Below are 18,702 nucleotides of genomic sequence, written 5' to 3'. Positions count from 1 at the left end.
GGCCCGGCCCGTGGGGGCCGGGGCTCTCTTCCGTAGCGGGGGCAGGATTTGAACCTGCGACCTCTGGGTTATGAGTAGCCCTGACGCTGTCTCAGATCATTCATCTGTTGCCAGGCCAACGCTCAAACGGCCAGAGTTGGCGTTCCGGCCGTCTCACTTGTCTCGGTTGGCGCGCCGCGATTCAGTATGTCTTGGGTACGGTTCTGGGTACGCAGGAGAGTCACTGGGGGACGGATGAACGCGGTCTCGATCGTCGGCAATGCTCTGGAACTTTGCGGATTCGCGACGACCGCCATCGGGCTGTTCAAGGCATGGCGGGACAACCCCGGCCACGGACGATTCCTGTCACCAAGACTCGATGCGCTGTGGGAGCGGCTGAGGGTGAAGGTACTGCGTCTGCGCCCCCGGCCGGCGCCTACCACCCGAGTGACGTCGAGCAGATCCACGTACTGGCGTACCAAGACGTCGACGCCGAGCGTGCGGATGACAGACGAGTCCTCGACCGATGAACGCATCCAGCAGCTCGCCCGTGACCTAGCACAAACGACCAAGCTCGCGCTTGAGACGCAGCAGGCATTGCATCAGCTGGCGGTTGGAAGCGACACCCAGCTCCGCGAACTTCACACGGATCTACGGGCGACGCAGGCTGATCTTGAACGGAAGGATATCGAGCTTGCTACGGGCGGCATCCCCTTGGCGGTCGTCGGTCTCGGGTTCGCGGTCGTCGGCATGCTGCTGCAACTAATCGGCTCATGCTGAGAAACAGTCCCTTGCCCTGCTTCGGGTCGCTCGCTGTCATAGGGACGTACGCCGGCAGATTTACAGAGGGAAGGGGCTCGCTCCGTGACCTGCGACATTGCATGTGCTGGTCTGAACTTCCGCACTAACTGCGCACGACTCCCCCGGTGACTAGGCTCTCTGTCCATGGATGCGACTGTCGTTGCTCTCATTGGGGCGGGTATCGGTGCAGCCGGTGCGGTCGCCGGCCAGGTGGTCGCAGCGGTCTTCACCGGCCGGCGTGAAAGCAAGAAGCTGGAGTGGGAGAAGCAGCAAGCCATTGAGCGGCGGCAGTCCGAGCAGAAGGCGCGCTTCCTCGACACCAAGCGAGTCGCGTATGCCCGGTACATCCAGCTGTGCGTGCGACGACATGACGAGCTGTTCAAAGCCTGGCTTAATGACGGCAAACCTGAAGAGCGCCTCAAGGATCTGGACGACGCATGGTGGGATGCGGTCAGCGAGGTCATGAGTGAGATCGCCCTGCTCAGCCCCCCGCTCGAGGACGTTGTTCGAAAGTCCTACAGATACATCGTTGACTGGGAAGTGGCCCTGCATGAAGACGGTGCAGAAGGACAGCATCACTTGATCAGCAGGGCCGGCGACGCTCTAGCGGCAGCTCGTAAATCCTTGAGCCGAGACCTCGGTGTCTCCGACCCTGCCGAGCTGGCTAAGCCCGAGACTGGCTCAAGTAGGTAGGTCGACGCAAATGCCCGGCGGTCTTTTCCCCGCCCCCGGCGAGCTGCCCCGGCTGTGGCTTTGCGGCTGACTCATAGCCACGCGCTGTTGAGGCCGGTAGTGTCGCGAAACATCGACGTTGGTATTCAGGGGGCCTGATGGCTGAGCTGCTGAACTACTGGGCGCCGGGGCGCGCGAAGTCGGACCTCCTGGTCACGACGATTCAGAACGCGGGCGTGCTGGTGGACGCGTACCACAAGACCTTCGCTGGCACCGGCATCTCAATCCGATACGACGGCACGTCGGCAGGGCGTGAGAAAGTGCGCGAAGCGATCGCCGATGCGCTTCGAGCTCAGTTCGAACCAGCCGACGTCGTCTTCGACGACGAGCGGAACAGCTGATACCCAGGGCGGACGACCTTCAACGTCAGCGGCGCCTCGATGAGCCGGTGATGCTCATCGCGCTTCCAGCGCTGCTCGGCGGCATCTACGAAGGTGATCCAGGATCGGCCGCTCATCTCAGGCGCGCCGCCGGTCGTCGTGTCCCACCGCACGTTGGTGACAGCCTTGAACCGTGCCGACTCCCCCGGGTCGAGACGCTCGTAGGTCTGCCGACCGCGGAAGACCTCAGGATTCTCGCCCGGTTCGGGGTACTTCAGGTCAATCCAGACCTCAAGCTTGATCTCCCTGATGACGTCATCGCTGTTGTTCACGAGATCATTGCTGACCATGATCTCCTGGTGACTGCCGACGACGCCGGCACCCCCACCGACGTCGACTCGCTCTAACCGGATTCGTGATGCTTGCGCTCGCCGGGCTTCACCCGCAACTCGATCACGGTCCTTGTGCCCCTGCCAAAGCAAGAAGAGAGCTACCGAAGTGGTCGCGATCGTTCCGATCGTCGCAACCACCGCATTTGCAATCGTGAACCAGAGCGGCGGGTCAACCAGCGTCACCATGCGCTGACTGTAGCGACTATCCACACTGCGAATCCCCCGCGAGACGTAGTAGGTCATCGACTCAGGTTAGGAGTAGCGGACCTGCTACTACACCTAGGCCGATCGTCCACGCGGATTCGAACATTCCACTGATGAACAGCCTCGCGTAAGCCTCCACACGCGGCTCCTTCCCGCCTCGCGGCAGTTCGACTCCTGGTTTGACGCCATCTAGGACCAGGCTGACGAGTCGTACTAGCAACAGCGCGAAGACGATCAGAGCCAAGATGCAGACCGGAATCGAACCGGTCCCCGTAACCCCTAGCCTCAATCGACGACAGTCCAGACTAGCCGACCGAGCCTCGCGGACGCCCTAACTCTCCGCCTAGGCGACCATCAGGATTCGTCTGCCAGTGTGGCTCCCCGGCGCTCCCGGAGCCATTCATACGGCAAGGCTGACGCCGGCGGATCCGAGGGCAGAACGAACGCCGTGCTGAATCCGAACTTTGCAGCAGCACGTGCATCGAGTTCGCGGACGACACGAAGTATCAACGGAATCAGCTCAGGAAATATACGCGGCCCGAGATCTAAACGCTCGCCGACCCGGAGCGCGTCAGTACGGATCTTCTCAAGGAAGCGCTTATCGACGCGACCCCGTTTATGAGTCAACAGGTTTCGCGACTCAATTGCGAGCGTCAAGCCCTGGTCGTTGACTGGATCGACTAGATCTAAGCCGAGGTTGCGCTTGAAGAAATCCTTGAGCTCCCCTAATCCCTTGTAGGACAGATCATGAACCTTCCGATCCGCCAATTCAGAGACAGCGTCGGATATGGTCGAATACTCGAGCAGCTCGGCCACCGTTACGGTTAAGCCACTACGCTTCAAAATCTGCGGACGCACCTCAAAGATCATCTTCAGTAAGTCAGTAAAGTAGGTCAGGAGGTTGTCAACACATCGGCACAACATCAACTCAGCGTGCGCCCTATCCGTCACTGACCGAACGTGCTCGGCCCGCTCGGCGTATCCAGCAAAGTACACCAGTGCGATATCCGGAGTCCAAGTCAGGTCCGCCTCTTTGGCCCACTTGTCGGGATCCATTTCGCCTACCGTAGACCCGATCATGTCGACCAAGTAGTTCAGATCGCGCGCCACGATCGTCGTCGATGTAGCCCAGAAGAGATCCGCTCGGTATTGGGCAAAGAAGTCCGCTCCGGCGCCGGTGTCCGCGTATTCGGGAATATCGAGGCCACTAGATCCCATCATGCTGCCTCGTCGAGCCACCGAAGGGCCCAGTCCCATTCAAACGCGCAGATACGTACTTACCGATCTCCACTACTCCCCCTCGGCCCGCCACCTAGGCTCCTTTTTCGTCCCTCAACAACAAGGTCATCGGGTCGCCAGTGTTGTCATATCCCACGCTGACAACATCGAGGTGCGATGCATCTATTGCCGCATTGAGATTTTCTAGCCAGAGACCATGCCGCGCGCTCGGGTGTGCGGCGACATAGTCGGCAAGAAGGTCTTTGACCCGGACAAATTTGTAACTCATGATTTCAGGCCGTCGCTCGCGTGTCAGCAGAAAGAATGTCCGCCGCCTCAACCAGCTGGCGACGACCAATGAACCGGCCCGCAACAAGGAGGCCGGCGCTGTGAGCCTCCTCCCCCGCGTGGCTGTACGTGAGATCAGTGACGAGCAAGGGGACCAGGCCAGCCTCGAACGCGTCGACCGCGGTCTTTAGCACACAGGACTCCGTATCTAGGCCGATTACGATCATCTTGGTCCAGCCGTGCTCAGCGACGAGGTTTGCTCCCGCCTCAGAGAAGAGCGAATAGGTGGGTTTGTCCAGCACCGCCACAGCTCCATCAATGAGGTCTTTCAGCTCATCAACAATTTCAAACTCATGTGATCCCTTGTGGATGATGTCGTAGTTGAAAAGCTGCTCGAACAGCGAATTAGGGGTGTTATACCACCGTGTCATGATGTACGGCCGCCCGGTAGCAGCCCACGCGCGGATGAAATTCGACGCTCGCGGTATGACGTGAGCAGACGCCGGGGATACGAAACCGTATTGCATGTCGACCACGGCTAAGACGCTGTCATCGAGGTTGATCATTCGGCTTACCTTTCCACGTCCCGGAGGATTTCGACAGCGGATCGCAGATGCTCGTCGAGCTCGCTGGTCTTGAGGATTGTGGTTCTCATGGCAAGGTGCTGCGTTGTCTCTTGTGGTCGAGTATTGACCATTCTCGACGCTACCCCGCGCAGCCAACGCCAATCGTATCCGTCGGGGATCTGCGGGTCGCGGCCGGATTCAACCTGAGTCCGGATGTGGTGGCAATAACACCACAGGCTCTGCACCATGATCTCGAATTCGACGAGCGAACTTTGGGAGAGCGAACGTCGTTCCGCGATCGGAAAGTAGGTTACTGCGGACCAGCTGGCATAAGCATGCGAGATGCCGCTTGCTCCGAAGTCGAGAATTCGGCTGTCGTTGTAGCCGTCACGGAGGAAAGCCCGTTCAACCAGTTCTGCATGAGCGACCGATTGCAAGTCTTCATCGAGGTTCAGCATGCTCTTCTGATTACAGAGCAGCCGGAGTGCGGTCTGCAATTCGTCGCCGTGCCAGGGAAGGGCAGTTGCCCAGAAGGCACTAAAGGCATACTCGGGTCCGCCATGCTGCTCGCCGGCTAGCTTCTTCGTGGCTTCATTAGTCCACTCCAACTCCAGCGGATACGAGCTGTGTCGCCAAACCGCAACTTCGGCGATCGACCGCGGCGCTAGCTGTTCTTCAATGTGGAAGAGGAGGCACCCCCAAGGGAAGCCGTACAGGGTGCACACACCGCGCGGGTGATCGAGCTTGATCCTCCACGCTCCCGACCACTCGACCTCGCACCGCTCCACCCCGACGCCATTGCCGAGTCGTTCGACAACCTCCGGACCGACGTACGTCGGCATAAATTTGTTGCTGGTGATCGACAGGTCCTCGCCCGGCGGCCCGCTGACGATAGCGGGGTCGCCGAACAAGTCATACGGGGAGCATTCGTAGACACCGCAGTAAAGCCGGATGTACATCTCGTCCGTGACCTGGCTCTGCCCGGTCTCGTGCCGGTAGATCGCCTTTTCCATCGCGGTGCGCGTGGGCATCGATAGGCCGAGCTGGTGACCGACCCGCTCAAGCTCACGGACAAGTCGGCCGCGCCCCCACTTTCGCGCCTCTCGGTACTGAATCAGCACGGTCCGACGAGGAGGGGAGGCGGGCATCGAAGACTCGGACATCAGTCACGTCCTCCCATGTCCAGGGACACGAGGCATGTCCAACTGCGTCCTGTGATGTCGTCTACGCGGAGCGTGAACTACTCGGCACGCTGAATGGCATGGACCGAATCCCATCGTCAGCGCCCCTCGGGTGCCGCAGCCGCGTCGGTACGCCTGGGCGCCCTGGGCCTTGGCCCCCGTGTCGCCGGAGGGATGCCCGCGTCGCGAGCGAGCTTGCGAACGTAGGTCGTCGTGAACGGCGAATGCTGCTCGACCTCCTGCGGCGTCAGGCCAGCACGCAATGCAGCAAGGGATGCGGCGATGACGGCCTGCCGAGCGGCCTCGTGGGCGCTCTCGGTCTGCCGATACAGGCGGGTCGCTTCTGTCAGTTCGTCCCGTACGTCAGTCACCCCAACATGGTATCGGATCCCACTTGCGAAACCCCGAGATCGTGGATTATGGTGATTCGCATCAGTGATTCGAAACTGAGTAACGAAGCATCCGGACTCGATCCCAGCGAGGGAGACCTGACCGTGAACAAGACGAACAAGGGCCAGCAGAAGAAGGCGGTTGCGGAGTACAAGAAGGCGCTCAAGGCGCTGCACTCGTACAGCTGCGACTCCGCTGACGATCCGACGTACCTGAAGCTCAACGGCGCCGCGAACAAGGCCGCGCAGAAGTTGCCGTGGTGGCGTCGCTGACGACTGGTCATCCCGACGACCGCCCAACCAGGTCAGGGCTAACAGCCCGTAGGCCAAGAAGATCCCGAAGGAGCAACCCTCATGGCGATGTCCGAGAAGCAAATGAAGGCCGAGGTTGCCCGATCCGCCAAGCTCATGCGCTGGCAGATCGGGAAGCCCGGTTCACGGATGAACGAGGCCGACGTGAAGGCCTACGAGGCCCGACGGTACGACCAGATCGAGCGCCATTTCCGCAACAACCAGTAGCCATCACTTAGCGACGCCCCGGCGGGTGCAACCGCCGAGGCGTCTGGGCCGCACTAATCCATTCGCGCAGAGGAGCACAACCCTGATGACCATCATCCACCTTTCGGCTGTCGCCGGCGACGAGCCCACCGCTTCCGAGCTGGCTGCGATCGAGCAGGAGATGCCGTTGATCGAGGCCGAGCTGGATCTGCTGAACGCCGAGATCGCTTACATCAACGCGAGCCCGTCCGCGTCCGTTCTGGACACGCGCCGGGTGCGGCGGGCTCAGCGTCGGGTTCTGGACGTCGCCCGCGACCTGGCTGTTGACGTGTCGGAGACGGAGGTTGTGGCATGAGCGCCTCGTTCGCCGCCTACCTTGCGGCTCTACTGACGGCCCACACGGTCGGCGATCACTGGATCCAGACCCACAGCCAGGCAACCTGCAAAGGCAAGCCCGGCTGGGTCGGTCGCCTTGCCTGCCTGCGCCACGTCGCCACCTACACCGCGACCACCGCCCTGCTCGGGCTGGTCGTCTGGCAGGTGCTTGACCTGAATCTGACCTGGCTCGGCTTCGCCGCGGGCCAACTTCTGTCGGCAGTGACGCACTACCTGGCCGATCGCCGAATCCACCTGGAGCGGTTCGCCCGGTGGCTCGGCAAGGGTGACTTCCTGCGGCTCGGCGTACCGCGGTCCGGGGTCGATCGCAACGGCAACGCCCACGACGACAACCCGTCGCTCGGGACGGCCGGATACGCCCTGGATCAGTCTTTCCACCAGCTGTGCCTGTTCGTCGCGGCGCTGCTGACGGTCCTCCTGTCCGGGGGTGCCTGATGACCGCGCTGATGACCGAGCAGATTGCCGAGGTGCCGGTGGCGGACCTCGTGCAGGTTGATTTCGGCTGGTGGAAGCTCGCGGGCTACGACCTGGTCCAGGTCGTCTCGCCCCGCACGGCGCTGGGAACGGCGTGGGTCGTCTGGCACGGCGACCACGTCCTGCACACCACCGACACACTGCCCCACGCCGGCGGTTGGGTCGCCAACCACCTCACCGGGGGCGAGACGCGATGACCACGACCGAGATGGTTGCGGCCAGCAACGACAAGCCGACCGGTGTGGACAAGCTCCGGGCGTCGGCCGCCGAAGCCTCGCAGGTACGGGCGCTGTCGACGCACCCTGATGTCGTCGCGCTCCGCGTCGAGTCGGTCCGGACGCAGGCCGACCGATGCATGTGGATCGGCATCGTGCTCGGGTTGGCGTTCACGATGGTCAACGTGCAGGCGTTCGCCGCACAGGGTGCCGCCTTCGGTTCGCTGACCTGGGTGGCCGCGTGGCTGCTGGACCCGATGGTCTCGCTGGTGCTGATCGCGGTCCTTCGGGCCGAGCAGATCACGGCCCGCTACCAGGTGAGTGATCACACGAAGTGGATCGGCCGCACGAAGCGGTTCGCGTTCGCTGCGACGTACGCGATGAACACGTGGGCCTCGTTCGGCCGTTTGGATCTGGCCGGCGTGGTGCTGCACTCGGTTCCGCCGGTGCTCGTGTTCTGCGCTGCCGAAACCGCTCCGGTCCTGCGGGATCGGCTCACGGAGGCGGTTCTGCGTGCCGAGCGTCCGGCGGACCTAGCGAACCCGCAGAAGGCCGCTGAACGGCTCGATGCGCCCGTCCCGGCACCGACGGCCACCGAGCCTGCGACGACCTGTCAGGACGCAGTGCAGCCCCGCGAGCTCATCGAGACCCCCGAGGAGTCGAATCGCCCGCACGTGGCGCGGAAGTCGGCGCCCAAGCCGCGCAAGAAGGCTCCCGCGAAGACCGGCCGGAAGCTACTGGCCGACTACGTGACCGCCGCCCTGGCCGAGGTGGAGCCCGGCATGTCCGACGAGGACGTGACCCCGGCATGGGCGCGCAGGACGACCGGATGCTCCGCGGGCCTGTCGTCCAAGGTCGCATCCGCGGTCCGGATCTCCCTCCAGACCAGCGACACCGACTGGATGAAGACGCTCCCGTCACACGTCAACGAACCCGCGACCGAGCAGATCGAAGGAAAGGCTGCCTGATGCTGACGATGACGGACCTCTTCTGTGGTGCAGGTGGTTCGAGCACGGGCGCGATCCAGGTGCCCGGTGTCAAGGTGCGGATGGCCGCGAACCACTGGAACCTCGCGATCGCTGTGCACAACCTCAACCACCCGAACACCGATCATTCGCACGCCGACCTGCACAAGGAGAACCCGAGGTACTTCCCGAAGACGGACATCTTGTGGGCCAGCCCCGAGTGCACCAAGTGGAGCCAGGCCAACGGCAAGGTGTTGCCGAAGATCGAGAAGGGCCTGTTCGAGGAGCCCGAGTCGGCCGAGGCCGCGCAGCGCTCGCGGCTGCTGATGTTCGACGTGCTGAAGTTCGCCGAGTACCACCAGTACCAGGCGATGATCATCGAGAACGTCGTGGACATCGCCGTTCAGGCCAAGTACCGGACGGCGTGGTACGTGTGGCGGCAGGACCTGATGAAGCTCGGCTACAAGTTCCGGGTCGTGTCGCTGAACTCGATGCACGCACAGGCGTTCGGCTCGCCGGCGCCGCAGTCGCGGGACCGGATCTACATCGTGTGCTGGAAGCCCGGCACACCGATGCCCGATGTCGAGCGGGTCCTGCGCCCCAAGGCGTACTGCCCCAACTGCGACGTGATCGCCGAGTCCCGGCAAGCCTTCAAGCCTGGCAAGACCGTGGGCCGTTACCGGCAGGCGTACGTGTACGTGCACGCGAACTGCGGGACCGAGGTCGAGCCGGGCTGGTTGCCGGCTGCGCACGCGATCGACTGGACCATCCCTGGCGAGATCATCGGGGACCGGTTGCAGCCGAAGACCCGTGCGCGGATCGCGCAGGGCATCGCACGGTACTGGGGGCAGGTGCTCGCGGTTCCGGTTGAGGCCCGCGAGGGGAAGCAGGCGCAGCCTGTCGACTGGCCGATGCGCACTCAGACGACGCGGCAGGAGACCGCCGTGGTGGCGCCGTTCATCGCCGAGATGTACGGCACGTCGACTGCTCGCCCGGTGTCTGAGCCTGCGGGAACGTTCACCGCCGGCGGGAACCACCACGGCTTGGTCACGCCGTCCGGCGGGACGTGGAACGAGGACGCACGCCCGACGAGCGAAGCATTGCGGACGTTGACGACTCGAGACGCGTACTCGCTGGTGACGCCGTACTACGGCAACGCCGATCACGCGATGCCCACCAACCAGCCGGTCGGCACGCTTACGACCGTCGACCGGTACGCCCTCGTGCACCGCAACAACACCGGCGGTGCCGAGATGACCACCCCGGTTACCGAGTACATGCGCACCCTCACCACCGCCGGGCACCAGTCGCTGATCCAGACCGGTCCGCGCGGCGGCCGGCCGAAGGTGAGCCCGTCCGACCTGAAGGCCGCCGAGGACATGGTTCCGGAGTGCTACTTCCGCATGTTCAAGCCGCACGAGGTCGCCGCGGGCATGGCGTTCCCACGCGACTACGACTGGACCGTCCTGGACGAGAAGGGCAAGCCGCCGTCGAACCGCAACCTCGTGAAGATGGCGGGCAACGCAGTCACGCCGCCGTCCGCTCGTGACCTGATCTCCGCCGTCGCCGAATCGCTCGGCCACGAGATCCCCGACCACACCACCAGAGCCCTCGATCTGGCTGAGGGGGTGGCGGCATGACTGTCAAGGTCCGGCTGTCCGGCGAACCCGACCAGATCGCCGCCGTTGTCGCCGTGCTGCGCGAGACGTTCGAGACCGCTGGCGGTGACCGTGCCTACCCCAACCGGGGCTCGTTCGGAGTCCGCGTCTACCTCGAACTCCGACCCACCCCGACCGCGAACCCGACCACCACCGGCAACACCCGGAGGAAGTCATGAGCACCAACCACAACGACGGCCGCGACAACGTACGCCGCCTTCACGACGGCATTCAGGACCGTGTTCAGGACGACGTTCACGAGGACCTTCACGAGGACGTTCATGACGTGGACTCGGGCATCGTTCATGAAACCGCCGAGCGGATCGATCCGAGCGACGTTCAGGACGTTGTTCACGAGGACGCGACCGGCACCGTTCATGACGGTGAGGTGATCGACGCCGAGGTGATCGAGGGCGAGATCCTGACCGAGGAGGAATCGGCCGCGCTGGACGAGCGGTTGGCCAACCGTGGCGCTCTGGTCCGGCGTGCCGTGACGACCGGTCAGGTCGCCAAGCGGGTCTCGGTCCGGGTCGCCACGCACGACCGCACCAAGTCGAGCGGGAAGGCCGCCGTGCGGACCGCCTACACCGTCGTCAAGGGCGGTGAGTCGTTCGCGAAGCGGGCGTGGGACGCCGGGACGATGGGCGTCTACCGGCGCCAGATCAAGGCCGCCGAGGCGGCCGGTGACCGCGAGGCGCTGAAGGAGTGGACGGCCGCGAAGGAGGCCGCGACCGAGCGCCGCCACCGCCGTCTGATGGATCTGCCGAAGCTCGCGTGGGGTGTTCTCAAGGTCGCGGTCGGTGCGACGCTGGCGACGCCGGTGATCGTGTTCATCATCGCGGTGTTCGCCAAGTTCACCGGGCACGGTTCGTTCACGGGCGTGTGGGGCGGGTTCTTCGCGCTGATCGGGTTCGTGATCGCGCTCGGCGGGGTGCTGTGGACGCTGCTCACGTTCGCGCTGCCGGTGCTGTTCGTGATCGCGCTGTTCCGTGAAGGCAAGCGGGCCGCCGAGCCGCCGTCGTGGATGGTCACCACGGCCGACGCCGAGTGGGACATGGACATCGACGAGTCCACGATCGCCCAGGCGCTGGACTCGCTGCGCATCCCGAACATCACCAGCTACCTGAAGAAGGGCTACAAGCTCCAGTTCATCACCCCCGCCCGCGAGCAGGGCCGCGGTACCCACGCGCTGATCCGGCTCCCAGGTGGTGTCCCGGCAGAGGAAATCACGAAGCGCCGAGTCGCGCTGGCGACCAGCCTGCACCGCGCCGGCTCTGAGGTGTGGCCGACGACCGGCGACGAGGCCGGGATCTTGGACCTGTGGGTCGCGGACAAGGGCGCGCTCGCGGGCGGTCCCGGCGCGTACCCGCTGCTGACCGAGGGTCTGGTGGACGTGTTCAAGGGCGTTCCGGCCGGGAAGACGCTGCGCGGTGACGAGCTGCGCGAGCCGGTGATGGGCCGCAACTCGGTCGTGGGTGGCGCGCCGGGTCAGGGCAAGTCGTCGGCGTCGAAGACTTTCATGGCCGGGTGCGCGCTGGACCCGACGGTGGAGATGCGGATCTGGGTGCCGGACCAGAACTTCGACTTCGAGCGGTTCAAGCGCCGCTGCTCCCGGTACGTCATGGGCGCTGACGACGAGTCGATCCGCCAGATCCGCGACGACCTCAAAGAGATGTACGAGGAGATGGGCCGGCGCGGCGACCTGCTGAAGGTCTACGAAGTCGAGCAGGTCACCCGCGAGCTCGCGGACCGCAACGTCGGCCTGCACCCGCTCGTCGGCCTGCTCGAAGAGGCGCACGTGGCCTTCCAGCACGAGGAGTACGGCGAGGAGATCGCCAAGTACGCCGTCGCGCTGGTCAAGCTCTGCCGTAAGCGCGGCATGCACTTCCGGGTCTCCACACAGGCCCCGACCGCTACGTCGCTGCCCAAGGACGTGACCCGCAACTGCACCAACAACGTCGCGTTCTACGTCCAGGACTACGTCGCCAACGACGGCCTGCTCGGTCAAGGCGCCTACAAGCAGGGCGTGCGGGCGACCGACCTGATCCCCGGCGAGAACCGCGGTACGGCGATCGTGAAGGGCTTCACCGCCGCCAAGTACGAGACGTTGCAGTGGTTCTTCCTCGACGGCGCCGAGGGCAACAACCAGATCACCCCGCTGATCGACCGGGCTCTGGCCGCGATCAAGAAGCGCGAGCTGCCCGCGCCGGGCGACTCGCGGCGACCGCAGATCGAGAGCCGTGACCTGCTTGCAGACCTGGACGAGGTGCTGGACGACGTACCGGTGCGGATCGCGGACGTGCCAGCGCTGCTCAAGCGGCTCGCGCCGACCTGGGGCCCGTACCAGGGTCTGACCGGCAAGGCGCTGCGCGAGCAGCTCGCCGCCGACTACGGCGTCAAGGTCGCCTCCACCAACAACCGCTACCCCCTCGATCCGGCTACAGTCCGTGACGCTCTCGTCCGCCGCGAGCGCGACGCCGGCCACTCCGACACCGATGAGAACGGCGGCGAGGACCAGGCTCCCGAGCTGGCGAGTTAGCCCCGCGCACCGGGGTCGGAGACCGCCGAAAACGGGCTCTGACCAGGCAGTTTCCGGCCCCGATTAACCCGGCTCACTCGGTAACTTTCTGCAGGTCACGCCCAGATTAGCCCCCGCCCAGCCGCCGGGTTAGGGACCTAACCCGATCACCGCCAGCTAACCAACCCCGCATCAACCCCAAACCGACCCGACCGGACGGCCGCCGATAGGCGACCGCCCTAGCCGACCACACCCACCATCAACTACAGAAAGTGACGAACGTGACCGATCCAGTCCAGGCAGTACTGCTCGGCAGCTCCGGGCTCGTGCTCGCAGGAGCGGCCACGGCGACCGACGCGGCCGACGCCCTGAGCCGCCCCGAACAGGTCGCCGTCCTGGTCATCGCCGCACTCATCCTGACCGGGCTCTACCTGCTCGCCTGCGCGATCTGGCCCTACGCCAACTGCGCCCGCTGCAACGGCGCGGGAAAGTCCCGCTCCCCGTCCGGCAAGAAGTTCCGCAACTGCCCCCGCTGCAAAGGCACCGGACGCCGCAAACGGATCGGCCGACGCCTCCTCGATCACCGAGCAACCGACGCCAACCGCAAGCACTGAAGGAGAAGACCCGTGTACTCCCCGAACCATCACCAGCCCGTGCCCCGCCAACGACCCGCTGACCTCCTGTGGCGCAACCCCGCCTGCATGATGTGCGGCGACGAGGTCTCGCACGCCGGCGACGGCTGGTCATGCGAGAACTGCCACGCTTACTGGCCGACCGACAACCCCGAGCACGGCGAGTGGACCAACGACGTCGCCGACCAGTGCACCGCCACCACGCAGCCGTTCGCCGATAACCCTCACGCCATCGGCAAGCCCTACCAGTACGAAACCGTGCGCTGCCTGCTCGACGCCACGCACACGGGCACCCACAAGGCCGGCGTCCTGCGCAGATGGGACGACCACCCCGCTCAGGACCCGTGGGCCGCCCGATGACAGCGGGCCACGGGTTCGACCCGTTCCGGCCGCCGCGGATCGGCGCGCGGATCTGGGAGGAAACCATGATCGCCGCCGAGTGGTGCTGCGAGTGCACCGGCCAGTGCGGCCGACCCCACACCAAGACCCACGGCCGCTGCGGAACCGTCCACGGCACAGCACACCGGCTCGCCGTCGTCGCCGCCGACCCGCTCGCCTCCCTGACCGCTGCCGTCACCGCCACCGAACGGCTCGCGCTGTGCGCGACCTGCGAAACCGGCATCCGCCGCGCCGCCGGCGCCGCGCAGACCAGCACCAATCCCGACCAGCCTGACCTGTTCGACACCACCGGAATCGAGGCCGCATGACCAGCCACATCACCATCCCGCTCACCATGCTCACCCACGACGACCCCGAGACCGACGCGGCGATCGCGGCAGAGTGGGACGCCCAGATTGAGCGCGAACGCCGCGACCTGGAGACCGCTCTCGGCTACTCCGTCTCCTGCGTCGACGACAGCCTGCGCGCACTGCTCGGCCTGATCGAGTTGCAGGACCCGCAGTTCCACCGCACCTACGCCGGACGCGACGCCGAACAGCATCTCCGCGCCGCGTCGTCCTCGCTGCGCGACGCCGTTCGGTGCGTCACCGCGGCCGCCGTCTACAGCGACTGACCACCCCCGGACAAAACGGACAGAACGGACAAAACCCCGGTCAACAGGGCCACTGACCCCGGGACAAAACGGACAAAACCGCCAAAACCCCTAGTTCTGTCCGTTTTGTCCGTTTTGTCCGGCCCTCCCGACACCACACGGCCCGCCCCCACGGATCGACCCGGAACGAAGCTGAGGAAGGAACCGAGCTGATGAAGGTCCCCCGCTGGACACCCGCCGACCCCGCCGCCACCACCGCACGCAGGGCTTGGGCGACAGCGATGGTTGCCCACATCACCGACCGGACCACCAACCCGGCCTACGGCTCCCCGCGCTGGGCAGCGCTGGCCGACGACGACCCGCACAAGCTGGCCGCCGCCGTCATCGCCGCCGAGTGCTGGGCAACCGACACCGACGACATCCCCAACCGCGTACGCCGCGAACTCGACGCCCTCCACCAGGCCGAGGAACGCCACCGGGCGCAACAGTTCGAGCAAGCCACCGCGATCGCACGCGCCGCCGCCACCCGGGCCGCCTTCACCCTCCGCGCCCACTACGCCAAAACCCAAGCCGAGCGCATCACCGAAGCCCGTCGGCCACGTCCCGGCGACTACCCCGGCCAACGCCCCAACCAGCCCATGGACGCCGCCGTACAGGACGGAGAAGCAGCCGCATGAACGCCGCTGAACTACCCGACTGGCTACCACCGCTGCCGCCGCTCACCGAGCCACCCGACGACGACCCATGGGCCACAGAACCCGCCGTAGCCGCAGCACCGATCCAGCTCCACACACCAGCCGAAAGTCAGTACACACCATTGCATCACGACCAATCGGCACCCCCGGCCGCCAACACCGGACTGGTCGCGCAGCAGTGGGACGGCGAACCAGTGCCGCTGAAGACCGATCGGCTCGTCCGGCCGTTCCCCGTACAGGTGTTCCCTGCCTGGCTCTCGGATCAGGTGACCGCGGTGGCCGAGGCGACCCAGACGCCGATCGACCTGGCCGCATCAGTTGCACTGGCCAGCCTGTCCACGGCGGGCGGCGGCAAGGTCTTCGTGCGGGTCGATCGTTCCTGGGTCGAACCGGTCAACCTCTACACCGTCACCGCACTACCGCCCGGCTCCCGCAAATCACCGGTGTTCCGGGCCATGACCTCACCGCTCACCTACGCCGAGGACGCCCTGCGGGACCAGGCCGCCGCCCGGCGGGTGGAAGCCGAGATGGCGTCACGAGTCGCCTGGGCAAAGGCCGAACAGCTCGCCAAGAAAGCCGAGACCGCACAGGCCGAACCTCAAACTGCGCTGGCTGACGCCACTGCCGCCGCCAAGGAAGCCGCGGCGATCGTCGTACCCGAGCTGGCCAGGCTGATGACCGACGACGTCACCCCGGAGTCGTGCGTCTCCCTGCTCGCCACCCACGGCGGCCGGATCGCAGTCCTGTCGGCCGAAGGCGACGTGTTCGCCACCCTCACCGGCACCCGCTACTCAGCTGCCCCCAACCTCGGCGTGTTCCTGAAGGGCCACGCCGGGGACAAGCTCCAGGTCGACCGCAAGGGCCGCGCCTCCGAAACCGTCGAACGCCCCGCACTCACGCTCGGCGTCACGACCCAGCCCGGCACCCTCGCCGGACTGGCCGCACAGCCCGGCTTCCGCGATCGCGGCGTGCTCGCCCGCATCCTCTACAGCCTGCCCGTCAACACCGTCGGACAACGCAACAACGAGCCCCGCCCGGTCCCGGACGACACCGAAATGACCTACACGAACGAACTCACGAGCCTCGTCCTCCTCCTGGCCGACAACGAGGTCCCGACCCAACTCACGCTCACCACCGAGGCACGCCAAGTCCTCCTCGAGTTCCAGGACTGGATCGAACCCCGACTCCACCCCCGCACCGGACAACTGGCACCCATCACCGACTGGGCATCCAAGCTCGCCGGCGCCGTCGTACGCATCGCCGGACTCCTCCACCTCGCCCACACCTTCACCACCGGCTACGCCACCCCCATCACCGCCGACACCATCCGCGCCGCCGAACAGATCGGCCGCTACTACCTCGATCACGCCCTCGCGGTCTACGACCTCATGGGCCGATCCGATCCCGACCTGGACGACGCCCGTGCCGTCCTCGACTGGATCCGCAAGCAAGGTCTCGACACCTTCAGCCGACGCGACGCCCTCCGAGGAAACCGAGGCCGATTCGCCTCCGTGAAGGACATCAAACCCGCCCTCGAACTCCTCACCGACCACGGCCACATCCGCCCCCAACCCGCACCCATCAGCAGCAAGGGGGGCCGCCCCAGCGACACCTACGAAGTCCACCCCGTAGCACACCAAGACCGCTGACCCTCCACAGGTTTTGTCCGTTTTGTCCGTTCTGTCCAGGCAACTCCGTCACTCCAGGGAGACGCAGTACCGATGATCGACACCACCGCACTTCCCGCTCTGATCTCCGTTCCCAAGGCGGCCGAGCTAGTCGGATTGAGCCGAGCTACCGCGTACCGGTTTGCCGCATCTGGCGAGCTGCCGACTCGGCGTCTCGGCGGTCGCGTGTACGTCGTAACCGACCGGCTTCAGGCGTTTGTTGACGGCGACGCGTCGGAATCCATCAACAGCGAAGAGTTGGAGCGTGCCGCGTGAGCAAGCGACCAAGCATCCCCGGCATCACGGTTGACCAGAGGGGCAAGAAGTGGGGATTCCGGATCGAGCTGGAACCCGACCCACTGACCGGCAATCGGCGGCGGCCATTCACGGGTGGCTTTGAGACCGAAGATGCGGCATGGGAAGCCGCAATCGAGGCCAAGAAGCGCGTCGCGATCGGCCGCACCGCGGTCGCGAAGAAGATCCGCTTCGGAGACTTCCTCGATGAATGGTTGGCCACGAACGAGGACCAGTTCAAGAACACGACGAAGCAGAACTACCGCGACAACATTGACGCCTACATCAAGCCCGTAATCGGCTCACGGTGGCTCGGGGACCTGACGGTTCCGACGCTGAACGCCTTCTACAAACACCTTCGGGAGAACGGGCGAACGAAGGGCGACGGCAACCGCCGAATGTACGAGTACTGGCTTGCCCACCGCAGGGAGCGCGATGGCGCTGGACCGCTGCCTCGTGAGATTGCCGCCGCCTGTGGCACCAAGCTCGATGCCGCACGGGAGGCGGTGCGCCGATACAAGCGAGGACGTATCCCGGCCGAGTACTCGCCTGGTCTCAGCGCCAAGTCCGTTCGAAACGTGCACGTCGTTGTCCAACTCGCGCTGAAGGACGCCGTGAGGTGGGACTACTTGCACACCAATCCAGCAGTCCACGCCGTCCTGCCACGGGAACGGGGCAGGCGTACAGGAAAGAAGCAGCACATGATCTGGACCCCGCTCCAACTCGGCGCGTTTCTACGCGTCGCCTTCCGAGACCGCTACAACGGAATGTGGGTGCTAGCAGCAACTACGGGAATGCGCCGATCCGAGCTGGCCGGCGTCGAGCGGAAGATGATCGACCTGGACAACGGCACGCTGACGATCGAGGACACACGGGTCGTAGTTCGCGGACGGGCCGAGGCGTCGGACGGCAAGTCCGAATCGAGTCAGCGCGAGATCTCGATAGACAGCTTCACGGTTCGTCATCTGCGGAGCTACATCGACCAGATGAACGGGGAACGGGAGGCGTTTGGCGCGAGCTATCCGAATCACGACTACCTGATGGTTGGGCCCGAAGGCCGGCCGCTGCATCCCGACACCATCACCGCGCGGTTCAACCGGCTTGTGGATCAGGCTGGAGTGCCGCGCATTCGCCTGCACGACGTACGCCACACCTACGCCACCATGGCTCAGGACGCGGGACACAACATCAAGACGCTCAGCGAGCGGATCGGCCATGCGGACGTGACCGTGACGGGAAAGATCTACACCCACAAGTCGCGGGGTACAGACCGCGCCATGGCCGACGCGATGGGTGAGCTGATCGAGCGCGCAGCGGCCGTTTACGAGGCTCAATCGGAGGGCCTGGGTACGGATCTGGGTACAGATCACGCGATCGAGCCCGGTCGAGGGCCCGACGACGAGCCGCCGGGCCTGACAGCGGTCGCGTCGTAGGAAGGTCGCCGACCGAGGAAAACCGCAGGTCAGACCCCATATTGCAAAACGAATGGGGCGGCGCGCGGGGGGCGGGCGCGGGGGCGGGGGGCCGGGCGGCCCCCGGGTGGCGGCCCCCCCCCGCCCCAACCCCCCCCCCCCACGCCCGGAGGGCGCGGAAGCAGTCGTCTGGGTCCGTGGTCGGGACGGTCTCGCG

25 protein-coding genes are annotated in these 18,702 nt (G+C 65.3%); 20 read left to right on the top strand and 5 right to left on the bottom strand.

Annotation, left to right across the window (positions count from 1 at the left end):
* The first annotated feature begins 234 nt into the window (after nt 1-234).
* The 3 genes from ACWGID_RS29360 (at nt 235) to ACWGID_RS29350 (ending at nt 1,853) form a co-directional block, all read left to right on the top strand.
* A complete protein-coding gene (locus ACWGID_RS29360) occupies nt 235-759 on the top strand; it encodes a hypothetical protein (RefSeq protein ID WP_452201945.1) in 525 nt (174 codons plus the stop codon).
* Between the two features lie 165 nt (nt 760-924).
* Nucleotides 925-1,473 (top strand): hypothetical protein, encoded by a 549-nt coding sequence (locus ACWGID_RS29355; protein ID WP_452201943.1) that lies wholly within the window; start codon nt 925-927, stop codon nt 1,471-1,473.
* 137 nt (nt 1,474-1,610) lie between these two features.
* Complete coding sequence (locus tag ACWGID_RS29350) at nt 1,611-1,853, top strand: hypothetical protein (RefSeq protein ID WP_452201941.1); 243 nt, start codon at nt 1,611-1,613, stop codon at nt 1,851-1,853.
* Here the strand turns inward: ACWGID_RS29350 and ACWGID_RS29345 are convergent.
* The 5 genes from ACWGID_RS29345 to ACWGID_RS29325 all read right to left on the bottom strand — a co-directional run bounded on the left by ACWGID_RS29345 (nt 1,805) and on the right by ACWGID_RS29325 (nt 6,052).
* A complete protein-coding gene (locus tag ACWGID_RS29345) occupies nt 1,805-2,467 on the bottom strand; it encodes a hypothetical protein (protein WP_452201939.1) in 663 nt (220 codons plus the stop codon). The genes ACWGID_RS29350 and ACWGID_RS29345 overlap by 49 nt on opposite strands.
* A gap of 315 nt (nt 2,468-2,782) precedes the next feature.
* Nucleotides 2,783-3,649 (bottom strand): hypothetical protein, encoded by an 867-nt coding sequence (locus ACWGID_RS29340; RefSeq protein WP_452201937.1) that lies wholly within the window; start codon nt 3,647-3,649, stop codon nt 2,783-2,785.
* Between the two features lie 290 nt (nt 3,650-3,939).
* Nucleotides 3,940-4,500: a cysteine hydrolase family protein gene (locus tag ACWGID_RS29335; RefSeq protein ID WP_452201935.1), complete on the bottom strand. Its 561-nt coding sequence runs from the start codon at nt 4,498-4,500 to the stop codon at nt 3,940-3,942.
* Nucleotides 4,501-4,505: 5 nt separating this feature from the next.
* Nucleotides 4,506-5,663, bottom strand: coding sequence for a hypothetical protein (locus tag ACWGID_RS29330; RefSeq protein WP_452201933.1), 1,158 nt, complete (start codon nt 5,661-5,663; stop codon nt 4,506-4,508).
* 116 nt (nt 5,664-5,779) lie between these two features.
* Nucleotides 5,780-6,052, bottom strand: coding sequence for a hypothetical protein (locus ACWGID_RS29325; protein ID WP_452201931.1), 273 nt, complete (start codon nt 6,050-6,052; stop codon nt 5,780-5,782).
* Nucleotides 6,053-6,175: 123 nt separating this feature from the next.
* On the opposite strand from ACWGID_RS29325, the gene ACWGID_RS29320 reads away from it, so the two are divergent.
* The 17 genes from ACWGID_RS29320 to ACWGID_RS29240 all read left to right on the top strand — a co-directional run bounded on the left by ACWGID_RS29320 (nt 6,176) and on the right by ACWGID_RS29240 (nt 18,506).
* Entirely contained in the window at nt 6,176-6,343 is a 168-nt protein-coding gene (locus ACWGID_RS29320) for a hypothetical protein (protein ID WP_452201929.1), read from the top strand.
* An 87-nt stretch (nt 6,344-6,430) separates the two neighbouring features.
* A complete protein-coding gene (locus ACWGID_RS29315; RefSeq protein WP_452201927.1) occupies nt 6,431-6,589 on the top strand; it encodes a hypothetical protein in 159 nt (52 codons plus the stop codon).
* Nucleotides 6,590-6,674: 85 nt separating this feature from the next.
* Nucleotides 6,675-6,923: a DUF6284 family protein gene (locus tag ACWGID_RS29310; protein ID WP_452201925.1), complete on the top strand. Its 249-nt coding sequence runs from the start codon at nt 6,675-6,677 to the stop codon at nt 6,921-6,923.
* Nucleotides 6,920-7,399, top strand: a complete 480-nt coding sequence (locus ACWGID_RS29305) for a DUF3307 domain-containing protein (RefSeq protein WP_452201923.1) — start codon at nt 6,920-6,922, stop codon at nt 7,397-7,399. Before ACWGID_RS29310 ends, ACWGID_RS29305 begins: the two co-directional genes overlap by 4 nt.
* Nucleotides 7,399-7,635 carry a hypothetical protein gene (locus ACWGID_RS29300; RefSeq protein WP_452201921.1) on the top strand — a complete coding sequence of 79 codons (237 nt, stop codon included), beginning with the start codon at nt 7,399-7,401 and terminating at the stop codon, nt 7,633-7,635. Before ACWGID_RS29305 ends, ACWGID_RS29300 begins: the two co-directional genes overlap by 1 nt.
* On the top strand, nt 7,632-8,621 hold the full coding sequence (locus tag ACWGID_RS29295) for a hypothetical protein (RefSeq protein WP_452201919.1): 990 nt from the start codon (nt 7,632-7,634) through the stop codon (nt 8,619-8,621). Before ACWGID_RS29300 ends, ACWGID_RS29295 begins: the two co-directional genes overlap by 4 nt.
* The gene (locus ACWGID_RS29290; protein ID WP_452201917.1) at nt 8,621-10,258 is read left to right on the top strand and encodes a DNA cytosine methyltransferase; all 1,638 of its coding nucleotides are present in this window, start codon (nt 8,621-8,623) and stop codon (nt 10,256-10,258) included. The genes ACWGID_RS29295 and ACWGID_RS29290 overlap by 1 nt, the downstream gene beginning before the upstream one ends.
* Nucleotides 10,255-10,455, top strand: coding sequence for a hypothetical protein (locus ACWGID_RS29285; protein WP_452201915.1), 201 nt, complete (start codon nt 10,255-10,257; stop codon nt 10,453-10,455). The genes ACWGID_RS29290 and ACWGID_RS29285 overlap by 4 nt, the downstream gene beginning before the upstream one ends.
* Nucleotides 10,452-12,815, top strand: coding sequence for a cell division protein FtsK (locus ACWGID_RS29280; protein WP_452201913.1), 2,364 nt, complete (start codon nt 10,452-10,454; stop codon nt 12,813-12,815). The genes ACWGID_RS29285 and ACWGID_RS29280 overlap by 4 nt, the downstream gene beginning before the upstream one ends.
* Nucleotides 12,816-13,075: 260 nt before the next feature.
* Nucleotides 13,076-13,408 carry a hypothetical protein gene (locus ACWGID_RS29275; RefSeq protein WP_452201911.1) on the top strand — a complete coding sequence of 111 codons (333 nt, stop codon included), beginning with the start codon at nt 13,076-13,078 and terminating at the stop codon, nt 13,406-13,408.
* Between the two features lie 12 nt (nt 13,409-13,420).
* Nucleotides 13,421-13,786, top strand: coding sequence for a hypothetical protein (locus ACWGID_RS29270; RefSeq protein WP_452201909.1), 366 nt, complete (start codon nt 13,421-13,423; stop codon nt 13,784-13,786).
* A complete protein-coding gene (locus tag ACWGID_RS29265; protein ID WP_452201907.1) occupies nt 13,783-14,133 on the top strand; it encodes a hypothetical protein in 351 nt (116 codons plus the stop codon). The genes ACWGID_RS29270 and ACWGID_RS29265 overlap by 4 nt, the downstream gene beginning before the upstream one ends.
* Nucleotides 14,130-14,438 carry a hypothetical protein gene (locus ACWGID_RS29260; RefSeq protein WP_452201905.1) on the top strand — a complete coding sequence of 103 codons (309 nt, stop codon included), beginning with the start codon at nt 14,130-14,132 and terminating at the stop codon, nt 14,436-14,438. Before ACWGID_RS29265 ends, ACWGID_RS29260 begins: the two co-directional genes overlap by 4 nt.
* A gap of 191 nt (nt 14,439-14,629) precedes the next feature.
* Nucleotides 14,630-15,094 (top strand): hypothetical protein, encoded by a 465-nt coding sequence (locus ACWGID_RS29255; RefSeq protein ID WP_452201903.1) that lies wholly within the window; start codon nt 14,630-14,632, stop codon nt 15,092-15,094.
* Entirely contained in the window at nt 15,091-16,761 is a 1,671-nt protein-coding gene (locus ACWGID_RS29250; protein ID WP_452201901.1) for a YfjI family protein, read from the top strand. The genes ACWGID_RS29255 and ACWGID_RS29250 overlap by 4 nt, the downstream gene beginning before the upstream one ends.
* 72 nt (nt 16,762-16,833) lie before the next feature.
* Entirely contained in the window at nt 16,834-17,055 is a 222-nt protein-coding gene (locus tag ACWGID_RS29245; protein WP_452201899.1) for a helix-turn-helix domain-containing protein, read from the top strand.
* The gene (locus ACWGID_RS29240; RefSeq protein WP_452201897.1) at nt 17,052-18,506 is read left to right on the top strand and encodes a tyrosine-type recombinase/integrase; all 1,455 of its coding nucleotides are present in this window, start codon (nt 17,052-17,054) and stop codon (nt 18,504-18,506) included. Before ACWGID_RS29245 ends, ACWGID_RS29240 begins: the two co-directional genes overlap by 4 nt.
* The last annotated feature ends 196 nt before the right edge of the window (nt 18,507-18,702 follow it).

The sequence above is a fragment of the Kribbella sp. NPDC054772 genome (assembly GCF_053611945.1).
The sequence above is the reverse complement of the archived record's forward strand: the minus strand, read 5'-3'. Positions and strand labels throughout refer to the sequence as shown.

Coding starts and splice junctions, on each gene's coding strand:
- ACWGID_RS29300 (WP_452201921.1), top strand. CDS start 7,399: ATGACCGCGCTGATGACCGAGCAGATTGCCGAGGTGCCGGTGGCGGAC.
- ACWGID_RS29355 (WP_452201943.1), top strand. CDS start 925: ATGGATGCGACTGTCGTTGCTCTCATTGGGGCGGGTATCGGTGCAGCC.
- ACWGID_RS29295 (WP_452201919.1), top strand. CDS start 7,632: ATGACCACGACCGAGATGGTTGCGGCCAGCAACGACAAGCCGACCGGT.
- ACWGID_RS29305 (WP_452201923.1), top strand. CDS start 6,920: ATGAGCGCCTCGTTCGCCGCCTACCTTGCGGCTCTACTGACGGCCCAC.
- ACWGID_RS29260 (WP_452201905.1), top strand. CDS start 14,130: ATGACCAGCCACATCACCATCCCGCTCACCATGCTCACCCACGACGAC.
- ACWGID_RS29280 (WP_452201913.1), top strand. CDS start 10,452: ATGAGCACCAACCACAACGACGGCCGCGACAACGTACGCCGCCTTCAC.
- ACWGID_RS29350 (WP_452201941.1), top strand. CDS start 1,611: ATGGCTGAGCTGCTGAACTACTGGGCGCCGGGGCGCGCGAAGTCGGAC.
- ACWGID_RS29255 (WP_452201903.1), top strand. CDS start 14,630: ATGAAGGTCCCCCGCTGGACACCCGCCGACCCCGCCGCCACCACCGCA.
- ACWGID_RS29340 (WP_452201937.1), bottom strand. CDS start 3,649: ATGATGGGATCTAGTGGCCTCGATATTCCCGAATACGCGGACACCGGC.
- ACWGID_RS29250 (WP_452201901.1), top strand. CDS start 15,091: ATGAACGCCGCTGAACTACCCGACTGGCTACCACCGCTGCCGCCGCTC.
- ACWGID_RS29315 (WP_452201927.1), top strand. CDS start 6,431: ATGTCCGAGAAGCAAATGAAGGCCGAGGTTGCCCGATCCGCCAAGCTC.
- ACWGID_RS29265 (WP_452201907.1), top strand. CDS start 13,783: ATGACAGCGGGCCACGGGTTCGACCCGTTCCGGCCGCCGCGGATCGGC.
- ACWGID_RS29360 (WP_452201945.1), top strand. CDS start 235: ATGAACGCGGTCTCGATCGTCGGCAATGCTCTGGAACTTTGCGGATTC.
- ACWGID_RS29330 (WP_452201933.1), bottom strand. CDS start 5,663: ATGTCCGAGTCTTCGATGCCCGCCTCCCCTCCTCGTCGGACCGTGCTG.
- ACWGID_RS29285 (WP_452201915.1), top strand. CDS start 10,255: ATGACTGTCAAGGTCCGGCTGTCCGGCGAACCCGACCAGATCGCCGCC.
- ACWGID_RS29290 (WP_452201917.1), top strand. CDS start 8,621: ATGCTGACGATGACGGACCTCTTCTGTGGTGCAGGTGGTTCGAGCACG.
- ACWGID_RS29345 (WP_452201939.1), bottom strand. CDS start 2,467: ATGACCTACTACGTCTCGCGGGGGATTCGCAGTGTGGATAGTCGCTAC.
- ACWGID_RS29245 (WP_452201899.1), top strand. CDS start 16,834: ATGATCGACACCACCGCACTTCCCGCTCTGATCTCCGTTCCCAAGGCG.
- ACWGID_RS29335 (WP_452201935.1), bottom strand. CDS start 4,500: ATGATCAACCTCGATGACAGCGTCTTAGCCGTGGTCGACATGCAATAC.
- ACWGID_RS29310 (WP_452201925.1), top strand. CDS start 6,675: ATGACCATCATCCACCTTTCGGCTGTCGCCGGCGACGAGCCCACCGCT.